Below are 12,307 nucleotides of genomic sequence, written 5' to 3'. Positions count from 1 at the left end.
AATTTACTGCAATGCAATGGTACGAACACGGTGATTACCGTTGTCACCAACATAGAAAGTACCTGTAGACTCTTCATAACAAAGTCCTAAAGGATAGTTGAAACGTGCTGTTTCACGAGGATCACCATCAATATATCCTGATACTATTTGATCTGTCGAATAACTTCCACGACCAGCAAACGTTGTAACAATACCATCAGGAGTGATCTTACGAATACAATGATTGGCAGCATCAGTAAGATAAAAATCATATACATCTAAACGTTGCTCTGCCACATATTCTTCGTTCAACACAAAACACCCCTGCATTGGATTATCGAAACGGGCTGAATTTTGGGATGCGTCCTTGTAACCATATGACCCGAACTCTCCAGCAAAAGTAATAGGAGTTTCCAGATATTTACCAGCCCAATTATATTCTGCTTTCATCACACATTGCTTGTCACGTGCTATTAAATAAGCAAAGTTTCCACTTGGATGAAAAGTAACACATTGAAACCAGCCGCTTGGTCCCATCTTGGCAATCTGCTTCGGATCCCACATTTGTGTCTTCTCATTCCAAACCGCTTTATGAAGCGTAGCATCACGACCACGGCACAAAAAGATAGTACCATCTATAGGATGTGTGAATAATGTATTGAAATCATCCCCATTTAAAGCCGGATAAGAATTTTTAAAATTTTCTTTACGAAGTAGATAATAAGCTCCTGCACGTTCTACATTCCCCTGCGGACAGTTCACAAACATAGTATCCCTGCCCACACTCCAGCCAAGCCCACTCGGAGCACTACTCCAACCAGCAGCACCATTGGTAATCACAGTAGCTATGGAATCTTTATCTAGATAGATTTTACGTAAACTATGTTCATTCTCGAAAAAATAAATGCAACGTTCGCCTGATGATTCGTCATAGTACATGGCAAGAGGAGTTTGAGTTCCTGCTTTATCAAAATTACCATCCGTAATAGAAGTATTACCTTCACTATCTACTACACCGCACAACGTGCCGACAACTACATTATACTGATAAGAAAACTTTTGTTCAAATGTATAGGTGGCATTCAAGCTTTTATCCTTATTCAATATATCCACCTGCACAAATCCTCCATCCGCACGGGAAGGAACAATACAATAAATCTGTGTACCGGAAGAGCTAACAACTTTCGCTTCCTTACCACCAACAACCACTCGTATCAGTGAAGGATCAGTCCCAAAATTACTACCATTGATAAACATGTTCGTGCGCACAGCACCTTCTAAGGGAGAATAGTCAGTAAAAACAACTTCAACATTAGGATCAGAAGCTACATAAGACGGAAGATTTACTTCCACATTTTTGTCCATGCAACTACCCAATCCACCCAGGCAAATCAAGGAAAACAATACAAACCTAACCTGTTTCCCTCCTTTTTTTGTTTTAAAAAGGTTTTTCATTGTATTTAATTATTCGTTAAACAATAAATATAAAAATCAAAAGAAAAAAATAACTATACATTATTCCAATGCGCACTATTAACGAAATGCAAAATAAAACGCTATCCTATTAATAGAATAAAAATAACGGTTCAATAAATGACAAAAACAGGTCAAGAACCTATAAAACGACTATCTCAAGTATGTTTTGGAGCACTTTTACTATTTTATTATGTTGTGTGCTTTCCTCTATTATCATCCAGCCTATATCTCCCCCCCCGAAAGTGATGTTACATATAGCATAGTTATATAAATGGTCATAAAAATACAAACATTTTCTAAAACGGAGCAACATCAGAAAATATCAACTACAGTATCTGGCTTGCCCTTCATTACTTATAAAAAAAATAGTGGGATGCTTTTATCACCCCACTATTACATTTCTCATACTATTGCTTGCTCCAGCAAATAGATTGCAAAAACCAAGCTTTATTTTCGTCATTCAAACCTTGACGCTTCAAAACCTCCGGGAGGTCAGTATAACTTTTCCAGAAATCGGAAACTAAAGAAGAGATCTTCTCCGGTGCATAGATTACCGCTTCACTCAGACTTCCCATTTTACCAAATTCTTCCTTGAAGCAAATATATGAATCACGGTATTTTAACTGCTCCATAGATTTAGCAATTCGTCTAGATACTCCCAACAAGCCGTTCATATCAGCTGTTTCCGTAGGATAAACTATTTTAATAACCTTTTCCTGATCACACGACAAAACAGACAAATCAACCGAAAGAGCAAACTCTTCACCCAAATATTCATATTTGGCAGGTTGACCATTTACAGTGACAGACTGAGGAACAAGTGATGAGAGCACTTTCACTTTGAATGAACGAGATTCAGGCATATCTTTATATTGACCATCACGTTTACCGATAACAATCGTTCGTTCCTGCCCTTGGCTGGAAGATGTTAATTTAGTCACAGCATATTCCGAAGCATAGTTCTTATCGTTTCCATTATCTTCATAGAAATTAAAGGACGAAATTCCATTTCCACCAGGGAATACGGTAACAACAACCTCCTCATCATTACCGTTCAGGTTCATCACCTTTCTTGTATACATCGGTAATACCGCTCCCGCTTTTACATAAATCGGATATTCATCAATAGCAAAAGGACGTTCCACTATTTGTCCTCCTTTCAGTAAGGTGCCTGTATGCAACTCATACCATTCACCTTCGGGCAGCCACACACGCACTTGTACATAACCATCTTTTGCAGGAGCTGTGGCAGGAGCAACCAGAATATCATCTCCAAACATATATTCATTACGGAATTCATATGCTTCCTTATTATCCGGATAATCATAATACATCGGACGGCAAAGTGCTAATCCTTCATCATAACCTTTACGAGCCATTGTATAAATATAAGGCGCCATCTCATAACGTTGCTGGATTGTCTTACGAAGAACATCACAATATTCTTTGTTGAATACCCATGGTTCCTTATTCAAACCGGCACTTTTTTGAGAATGTGTACGCATAATCGGGCTTAAGGCTCCGAATTGCAACCAACGAGTGTACATTTCCGGATCTATACTTTCACCGATATGTCCTCCCAGGTCATGACTCCAATAACCATATAATACATTGGAAGCTGTCGAGTTGAAGTAAGGCTGAAAATCTAATGATTTCCATGAAACAACTGCATCACCGGAGAAACCCACCTGATAGCGATGATTACCCAAACCTCCCCAACGGTGATATAGTATCGGACGTGTGTCCCTGTTCTTTTCCATATTACTAAAGAAAGCATAATTAATCCACCAAGTGTTGCTCAAATTCTTCACCTTCGGATCATATATCCCTTGTTGCCAGTCCAGCCACCAAAAATCAACACCATCTTTCTCCATTGGCGTCAATACATTCTTAAACATATTTTTAATAAACTTCTTATCTGAATTTATCCATGGAATAGTCTGTTTGGACTGAGGATCGACTCCCATATCTTTTGCTAATCCAGGATATTTTTCTTCATAAGAAGCTACTCCATCCGCCGGATGTAAGTTAAGGGTGATTTTCACATCATTCTGTTTCAAGTATCCCAAAAACTCCTTTGGGTTCGGGAATAAATCACGATTCCATGTCCAACCGGTCCAACCACCTTTTCCTTGTTCTGTATAATGCCAGTCCATATCTACCACCAATACATCCAAAGGAATCTGATAAGTATGGAAATTATCAATCAGATTACGGAACTCCCTGTCAGAATATAACCAATAGCGTGACCACCAATAACCAAATGCATACCGGGGAGGTAATGGTACTTTTCCCGCAAAGAGGGTATAATCTTTCAAGGCAGCTTTATAGTCATGTCCATATGCGATGAAATACCAATCCTGTCCGCCATTAGCCGGACGCTCTTTCACCCAATCCCAATCTTTATTATCATCAAACAAAAGTCCCTGAGAATCATCAATCAGAGTCCAACCGTCAGTAGCCAACAGACCATCTTCCAGTTTCAGTTTATCACCTTTCTTTGTATCAGCCACCCATGTTTGTGTCTGTGTATCACCATCCATACCATCCAATGTACGATAGGTTCCTTTCAAGTTGCCCTTCTGTTGCATACCGGGTTTCCAAGTAAAAGGTAATATTTCTTTAGAGGCAGTGATAACCAAGTTCTTATCTGTAAACTGTCCACTGTTTTTCTTATAACGCATCTTCATTTTGGAAGTCGTTATTTCAACCCATCCCCCTCTTGTTTTTAGCTTGTAATCTACCTGGGGATAGTTACGATTCACAACGATGTGAGATCTATCGTCTACGAATTTCCCATCCGGTGCATATTCCAGACGGATTGCTCCATCAGAAATGACTGTAAATCTTACATTATCATCTGTATAAGCAATATTTCGCTGTGTGTTTTGCGCATGCAATACAAATATAAAACTCTGCATGACACAGAGTAAAAGCAATAATCCTCTTTTCATGATAACATTTAAAAGCAATAAATTTATAATTCGAGAATAAAATAGGGTCGTTGCAGTTATCATAGCTACAACCACCCTATGTCAACTACTTACTCTTCTTGAAAGTCGGAGCTTCCGCCTTCACAACCGGTCCGTCCCCTACGAGATACGGCCAATCATCGTCATCCCAATAAACTCTATCAAGCAATACTACACGCCCTAAAGATGGATCGGCAGTCCGGTAAGCATGATAGATAATCCAATCTTTACCTTCATCATCCTGCACTATTTCAGCATTGTGCCCTGTCCCTAGAAACGCATCATTTCTGTGTATCAGTACCTCATGTTTATTATCATTCATGTTGTCACCTGATTTATTCAAATAAGGACCAAAAAGCTCGGTGGAACGACACACAACTGTCTGGTATGTACTATTTGCACCGTCACAGCAAGTGCCTGTAGAGCAGAACAAATAATAGTATTTACCTCTTTTCAAGATATATGATCCTTCATAAGCATTGGTACCTCCAGTATTGGCAGCGACCTGTATTTTTGTCGCTTTTGCATTTTCAATACCTCCTTTCAGTCCAAGACCGTCTTCAGTCAATTCAACACCCCAAATACCATACCAGCTTCCCCAGAAAAGATATTTTTTACCATCATCTTCAATATAGAAAGGGTCGATACTATTATGAACATCGATCTCATTGCTACGGAATAATTTGCCTTGATCAGTAAACGGTCCTTCCGGCTTGTCCGAAACAGAAACACCAATACCACAAGTTGCTCCACCTCCCCACTTGGACAAGGAGTAATACATCACATATTTTCCATTGATATAATTGATATCCGGTGCCCAAATACCTGCTTCCGGTTCCCATGACGGTTTCTTATCATCCTCGTAAGCACCGCCCACATAAGTCCAGTGAACCAAGTCTTTGGATTTGTGTATCCATGTATTTCCTCCGGTAGCATACAAATAGAAATATCCGTCTTCCGCTTTTATCACTGTCGGATCCGGATTATCGGAATCGATGACAGGATTTGAATACCACACTTTGTCTGCCAATGGAGCTTGTTCTGCTTCACCTTTTTGTTTATCGCTGTTACCACACCCCCATGTAAGCAGGGAGAGTATTCCAAGCGTAATCGTATGTTGTAAGTATAACATAAGTTCTCAGTTTTTTATTAATTTTACTAATCTATTCCATACTCGAATTCAATTCAACACCAGGTCCCAATACAATATGGATTATGGAAGTCTTTGATTCTTTGTCCATTTCTGAAGTAATTGGCATACCATCCGACTGAAACGCTTCCAATGTAATGCTAAACTGAGCTTCTTTTTCGTCCACTCCAAAAGCTTTCATATATTCCATTATCTGTTGATTGGTAAAAAGCTGTTCGCGTACTCCGTTATAAGTAAGTATGCTTTTATCTTCCACACCCATTGTTTCAGTTATTTCTCCATCTACCTGCAGTCCTAAAGTCATAACATACTTCGATGCTGTTTCTATATCCAGCCAACGGTAGACAAAAGCAACCCCATCCATATTCTCCTGTGTAATCTGTACATAATAATCATCAGATTCCACTTCTACTCTCGGTACACGTGGTTGTGGGTCACCCTCACTTTCCACATCTCCACATGCTCCCAATACAAATATATTAGTAAGCAGATATAGTATTATAAACAGTTTTTTCATGATTTTCATATTTTAATTTACTTCTTATGGAGATTATTCAGTCGGCTCCAAATATATCTTCATCTCATTAAGGTCTACTGTCAAAATGTATTTACCATCATCAGCAACAATCCATTTCAAGTCACCGCCATTATCCTGATACCTTGCTTCTCCGAGTTCATGTTCTACGCCCGGATTTGCTCCTTGTGAAGGAGCAAAAAAGAATTTTCCTGCAAAATCTGCTCCATTCGGCTCCAACGCCAACTTAAACTCTTTACCGCCATAAAAGTTACCTGTATACGTCCAACGTTCTGGATGGCGTGGATCATTATTCACAAATGCACCTTCCTTTTTCATTTTACCCCAATCCCATCCGATGGTACTGGCATCGCCAACAATCCAAATCCCATCTTGCGGTAAAGGGTAAATACTAACGATATTCACATCCAAACGATTTAAGTCCACAACTATTGTATAGGTACCGCTCTTTGTGTTTTCAAACATCTCACCATTCCCTGCTTCTGCCACATATTGCAAAGAATTATCTCCATTCTCAGCTTTCATGTAGCATGGATAATCAGAATCCGGACTAAGTGCAAAGAAGTACTCACATGGCTTCAATTCTGCTGTCGACTGATATACTCCTGAACCCACAACCTTCTCGGTCATTCGGCGAACAGTTTTCTCTCCAGCATCATCCACCATCACCATATATATCGCAGTAGCATTCTTATCATATCCGATCACATCCAATTGCGTCTTCGACAACTCCGGTTTCAAGTATTCTACAGATGAATTGACCTGTCCTATAACCTCTGCTTCAATAGTCACCTTATCTCCAGGAAGTACACTCCAGGAAGCCAGTATATCATTCAACTCCTTATGCGTAAAACTAATGGAACGTTCCTCCGATTCAATCTCATACAAATCTGTCACATTAGAATGTAAATCTGCCATATACATTCTGAAAAAATAGGTGATAGTAGCATCAGCTCCCCCACGTTGAGCCGCAGCATCCCATGTAAATAAAACAGCAACTTCATTCTCCTTCTCTTTCTCCAAAGTAATTTCAGTAGAAGAAGCCTTCAAAAGCATCTGATCTACAGGAGTTTCAAGCGCGTAATACTCCGGATCTTTATTACAGCTCGCTGCTATCGACATAAGAAAGAGCAAGCATATTAGTTTCATTATCTTATTCATAATTATGCTTTTCATTTTATTAATTCCAGAAAGGCGCCTGGACCAAGTTCGTGTTCTTATTCATCTCATCTATATATACCGGCAGCCAATACATCGCCTTTTTCCAAACACGGGTCTGAAAAACGGTTCTCTTGTAAAATTCCTGACTATTTATTCCTGCAAAGTTCATACCATAATCATCTCCACACATCTCCGGAAGTTGTTCTACAATTTTCCAACGGCGAATATCCGACCAGCGTGATCCTTCACAACAAAGTTCAACACGACGTTCCATACGAACGATCGCACGCACAGCTAATTGATTATCATCAACATGGATGTATTTGGGATCATCCAGTGCTACAGTATTCAGCGTATATTGACGTACACCCGCACGTTCACGGACTTTATTCACATATTTCAATGCATCCTCACGAGATGCTCTATTATCGTAGGCCTCATTAACGGCCTCGGCATAATCCAAATAGGAAGCTGCCAAACGATACAAGAACATTTGCCGCCATTTATAACTACCATTCTTCGGACTATCTTGCGGATATACTTTTTTACGAACCAAATAACCATTTTGGGGGGCATCGTGTGTATAGTCATTATCTCTCTGATTCTTAAAAAATTCAAATTTACGCCCTGCCAAAGCATACCACGAACCATTATAGCTCACTGCCGTATAGAAACGTGGCTCTCGGTTACAATACATATTATATGTACCTTCGGCAGTTATTTCTCCCTTTTGCCCTGTTCCGCCAGTCCAATTGGTAGACCTAGCTTCTACTTTTGTCGAGAAACCTTCTTCTACATATTCTGAATTGTCATCGTCTTTCGGAAGTCCGTTCTTCATAAAGAAAGCATCCACCAATCCTTGATATACGCCCAAACCATTTCCGCCACCATATTCTTTAGTAACCGCCTTGTTTGTGTAGAACTGATAACTTTGATAAGCATCTTCTTTTGTATATGGGAACAATATTTCCTTGTTTCCATCCTGAAATTTTGTAAACCAAAGATTCTCAAGTGAAGTGAACGGATCAATTTCTCCCTCATCATTATATTCTACATACAAACGATAACCAGCTTGCTCTGCCACATCAAGTAATTGTTTGCAAGCCTCTGCCGCTTTCACCCATTTCTCTTGGCTATAAGTAGAGTTAAACAATTCCTCACCTTCTTTATTCTTATGCCCGATATACCACTCATTTCCGTTTACTAACGGGCTTGCAGCAAATAATAACATCTTCGCACGAACAGTCAGACACATGACTGAAGTTATTCGCCCATATTTCTCCACACTCTGCCATACAGCAGGTAATTGTTTAGATGCTTCCAACATTTCATTATCCAAATGACTGACAACTTCATCAAATGGCCTTTGTCCCACCATCAAATCTGAAAGAGTAAAGTCAGTCGGGGCAATATAATTCGGTCTGAATGGAATAGGCCCATATGCTTCCAATAATTGCCACCAATAATAAGCTGCAAGAAAACGTGCTTCCGCTTTCATATAATCCACTTCTCTCTGAGGAAGGTCGGAATCAGGTAATGCGTGTACACGTTCTATAAAAATATAAGCCTGACGTATTTTTCTCGGAAGACCATCCCAGAAATTTCCTGCCCATTGTGTATTCGGTGTCCATCCACCAAAAATCTTGGTGATATTGGGCCAGTCCCATTGCTGCCAGCGTGCAGAAGCAGTCAAGTCATCTGCAAACACTTCCCAACCATACGTATTTAGCCAGTCATTACCCGGATTAGGGATACGGCTGTATACATTGGCCAGCCATGATTCTACTTTTGTCTTATTCTCAAAGACCATGTCTATGTCAATTTCCGTATCCGGTTCTTTATCAAGATACGTACAGGAACCCAACGATACAATGCCTATTAAACCGGCAACTATATATTTCTTAAGTTTCATTATCGTCATTTTTTTAATTAGAAATTCAGGTCAACTCCAAACATTACAGAACGCATAGCCGGATAACGCAGACCGGTGTTCGTATTTAATTCCGGATCCCACAGTTTGAAAGGAGAGAAACAAAATAAGTTATTACCACTCACGTAAAAACGAATAGCTTTGGAATGTATCTTATCAGTTACAGATTGCGGTAAAGTATATCCAAGTTCCAACGTTTTCAAACGCATAAAACGCATATTCTTTTTCCACCATGTGGAATTCCGGTAATTCTGTCTATTAGGCTCCTCCGTCAGTCTCGGCCAGAAGACATCTTGAGCAGGGTTCTCTTCTGTCCATCTGTCGTTATAATTAGAGTAAATATTCCCTTGTAATGTTTGTCCGCTACCCGGAATGAAATACGTAGTTCCACCAATCACACGATAAGTATCACCTGTTCCCTGGAAGAAGAAATTCAAATCCCAGTTTTTGTAGCTTACATTACCTCCGAAACCATAAACAATACGCGGGTCTACCGTTCCACCAATGTATCCTTCATCCGCATCAGTGATAATGCCATCACCATTCATATCTATATATTTGATATCACCGGGACGTACTTTTGAAGCTCCAACGTCCTGTGTCGGTATACCGAATTTCAAATTACCATTCGCATCGAAATCATCTTCTGTAAACAATCTTTCTGCCTGCAATCCATACAAAGTATTTAATGAACGACCTGTCAATCCTCTGTATGTACCTTTCACAGTTTCTGGTTCATCGTATTCGTCCACCCTGTTGATAGCATACGTGAAATTAGAACGGAAACCTACAAACCAATCTTTATTAATTTGTTTATTATAGTTTAAGGAGAATTCTACACCGCGGTTAGTCACTTCACCAAAATTAGCCCAAGGATTAGTCAAGAATCCTGTCTGTGAAGGAATAATCTTACGCTGCATAAAGATATTGGTACGTTTTTCTTTGAAAACATCTACCTGTAATTCCAATTCATTCCATAATCCCAGCTCAAAACCAAGGTTCATTTTCAGAGCTGTTTCCCAGGTAAGATTTTCAACTCCAACTTCTCCTTCTGAAATACCGGTACGACCAATCTGTCCTGTATCACCCCAGTTATACTTATCTGCATTGGTATTCAATGTTGTTATATAGGCAAAACGGCGTCCTCCGATATCATCATTACCTACTTTTCCTATAGAACCTCTTAATTTCAATTTACTCAATGTATTTCTGAAACGATCCATGAAAGGTTCTTCAGACAATAACCATCCGACTGCCACAGAAGGGAAAAAGCCGAAACGTTTACCTTTAGCAAAATTCTCTGAACCATTATATCCAAAGTTGAACTCCGTCACATAACGGCTATCGAAAGTATAAGATAATCTACCCGCAATACCTTGTTTTCTATAAGGTTGTACACTACCATTATCATAACTTTGCTGATTATACAGAAACAATGCATCTACGTCATGCTTTCCGAAAGTGCGAGCATACGTTAATGTTCCTTCAAAATACACCCTCGAATTTCCATATTCCCCCTTATTTCCATGTCCCAAAGACTCATCTCCATATTTAAGTACCGAATGAATCAGATTACCTTCAATGTCACGTCCGGTAGCAATACTATGATAAGTAGCATCCTTTCCCCTTGTAATCGAACTCTGATTCCAACGGTCGAAAGAAAAGGTTACTTTCGCTTTTAATCCCGGCGTGATCATCTTCAGATTCTGTTCAATAGCAAAGAGTGACTGAATCTGTGAAGCTGTAACTACGTCGTAACCTCGCTGTGTCACCGCTGCCCAAGGGTTCACATCATTAATAGCCATAATTGGAATAGTCCCATCTGAATAGCGGGCAGGATACACAAAAGGGGAAGTTATAAACGCTCTATCAAAAGCATCGTCCGTACTAAATGCCTGTCTGCGGTGTGTTTGAAGGAACCCACCGACATTTAAACGCAGCACTGTTGTCTTAGTCACATCCAAGTCAACATTCGCACGCATATTATAACGAGTTAGTTTCGTTCCCGTATCATAAGGCAATGATTTATCCGTCTCCATAATTCCCTTCTCACCGAAATAAGAACCAACCAACGAATAACGCAGAAAATCAGAACCACCTGATACGGTCAGATTCGCACGAGTAGAATAAGCATAATCCTTTGTTATTTCATCCAGCCAATTTACATCCGGATACAAATCTCTGTCATAACCATATCTCGTTCTGTCAATCTGCTCCTGGCTGAAAGGCAAACGCGACTTGTTCTCTGTTATTTCATTTATCAATGTCATATGATCGGCTGCCCCAATAAAATCCGGAAGTTTTGTCGGCTCTGCAATAGAATGTTCCACACGCAGATTGACAGAAGGAGCTCCTACTTTACCACGCTTCGTATTGATAACGATGACACCATTTGCACCACGTACACCATACATAGCACTCGCCGATGCATCTTTCAATACTGAGAAAGATTCAATTTCAGCAGGGTCTATGTTATTCAAGTCGCGCTCAATACCATCTACCAACACTAACGGAGATTGTCCACCAGAGAAAGAAGCAATACCGCGAATCCAAAAATTCGAGGAATCGTAACCCGGTTCTCCCGAACGTTGAACCGCTATCACACCGGCAATCTGTCCTGCCAGATTATTAGACAAAGAGCGCGTGGCACCAACCTGTAACTTCTTAGGCTGTAATGTCTCGATAGAACCGATAACCGACATTTTCTTCTGACTACCATATCCAGTAACCACAACTTCATCCAAGGCTTCAATATCTTCTTCTAAAATTACATCAAAGTTAATCTTACTTCCAACTTTTATTTGTTGAGTTTTGAAACCAATATACGAAATCTCTATTACGGAATTCTTTCCGGGTACATCCAAATAAAAGTGTCCGTCCATATCCGTAATCACTCCAGTCCCTGTCTGTTCCAGTACACGTACATTCACACCAGGAAGAGGATTCTTGTCCTTATCGGTTATCGTACCACTGATACGAATACCTTTCGCTTGCTCCGACATATTAGTCTTACCAAACATAGAAGAATGTTCCGGTAAAGCGGAGTTAGCACTTATTCCATAATACAACAACAAGCAAACAAACAATGCTTTCTTCAAATCCAT

The 12,307-nt window shown here is 39.8% G+C and carries 7 protein-coding genes; all 7 read right to left on the bottom strand.

The window, feature by feature from the left end:
* Positions 1 to 3: 3 nt before the first annotated feature.
* The 7 genes from BSAG_RS09220 to BSAG_RS09250 all read right to left on the bottom strand — a co-directional run bounded on the left by BSAG_RS09220 (position 4) and on the right by BSAG_RS09250 (position 12,307).
* The gene (locus tag BSAG_RS09220) at positions 4 to 1,434 is read right to left on the bottom strand and encodes an IPT/TIG domain-containing protein (protein WP_004317127.1); all 1,431 of its coding nucleotides are present in this window, start codon (positions 1,432 to 1,434) and stop codon (positions 4 to 6) included.
* Between the two features lie 428 nt (positions 1,435 to 1,862).
* On the bottom strand, positions 1,863 to 4,409 hold the full coding sequence (locus BSAG_RS09225) for a glycoside hydrolase family 31 protein (RefSeq protein WP_004317125.1): 2,547 nt from the start codon (positions 4,407 to 4,409) through the stop codon (positions 1,863 to 1,865).
* An 85-nt stretch (positions 4,410 to 4,494) separates the two neighbouring features.
* A complete protein-coding gene (locus BSAG_RS09230; RefSeq protein WP_004317122.1) occupies positions 4,495 to 5,559 on the bottom strand; it encodes a family 43 glycosylhydrolase in 1,065 nt (354 codons plus the stop codon).
* 31 nt (positions 5,560 to 5,590) lie between these two features.
* Positions 5,591 to 6,103: a hypothetical protein gene (locus BSAG_RS09235; RefSeq protein ID WP_004317120.1), complete on the bottom strand. Its 513-nt coding sequence runs from the start codon at positions 6,101 to 6,103 to the stop codon at positions 5,591 to 5,593.
* 24 nt (positions 6,104 to 6,127) lie between these two features.
* Complete coding sequence (locus tag BSAG_RS09240) at positions 6,128 to 7,273, bottom strand: SusE domain-containing protein (RefSeq protein WP_004317118.1); 1,146 nt, start codon at positions 7,271 to 7,273, stop codon at positions 6,128 to 6,130.
* A 19-nt stretch (positions 7,274 to 7,292) separates the two neighbouring features.
* Entirely contained in the window at positions 7,293 to 9,185 is a 1,893-nt protein-coding gene (locus BSAG_RS09245) for a RagB/SusD family nutrient uptake outer membrane protein (protein WP_004317116.1), read from the bottom strand.
* 17 nt (positions 9,186 to 9,202) lie between these two features.
* On the bottom strand, positions 9,203 to 12,307 hold the full coding sequence (locus BSAG_RS09250; RefSeq protein ID WP_004317114.1) for a SusC/RagA family TonB-linked outer membrane protein: 3,105 nt from the start codon (positions 12,305 to 12,307) through the stop codon (positions 9,203 to 9,205).

The organism is Bacteroides sp. D1 (assembly GCF_000157095.2).
In the GTDB taxonomy this organism is placed as follows: domain Bacteria; phylum Bacteroidota; class Bacteroidia; order Bacteroidales; family Bacteroidaceae; genus Bacteroides; species Bacteroides xylanisolvens.
The sequence above is the reverse complement of the archived record's forward strand: the minus strand, read 5'-3'. Positions and strand labels throughout refer to the sequence as shown.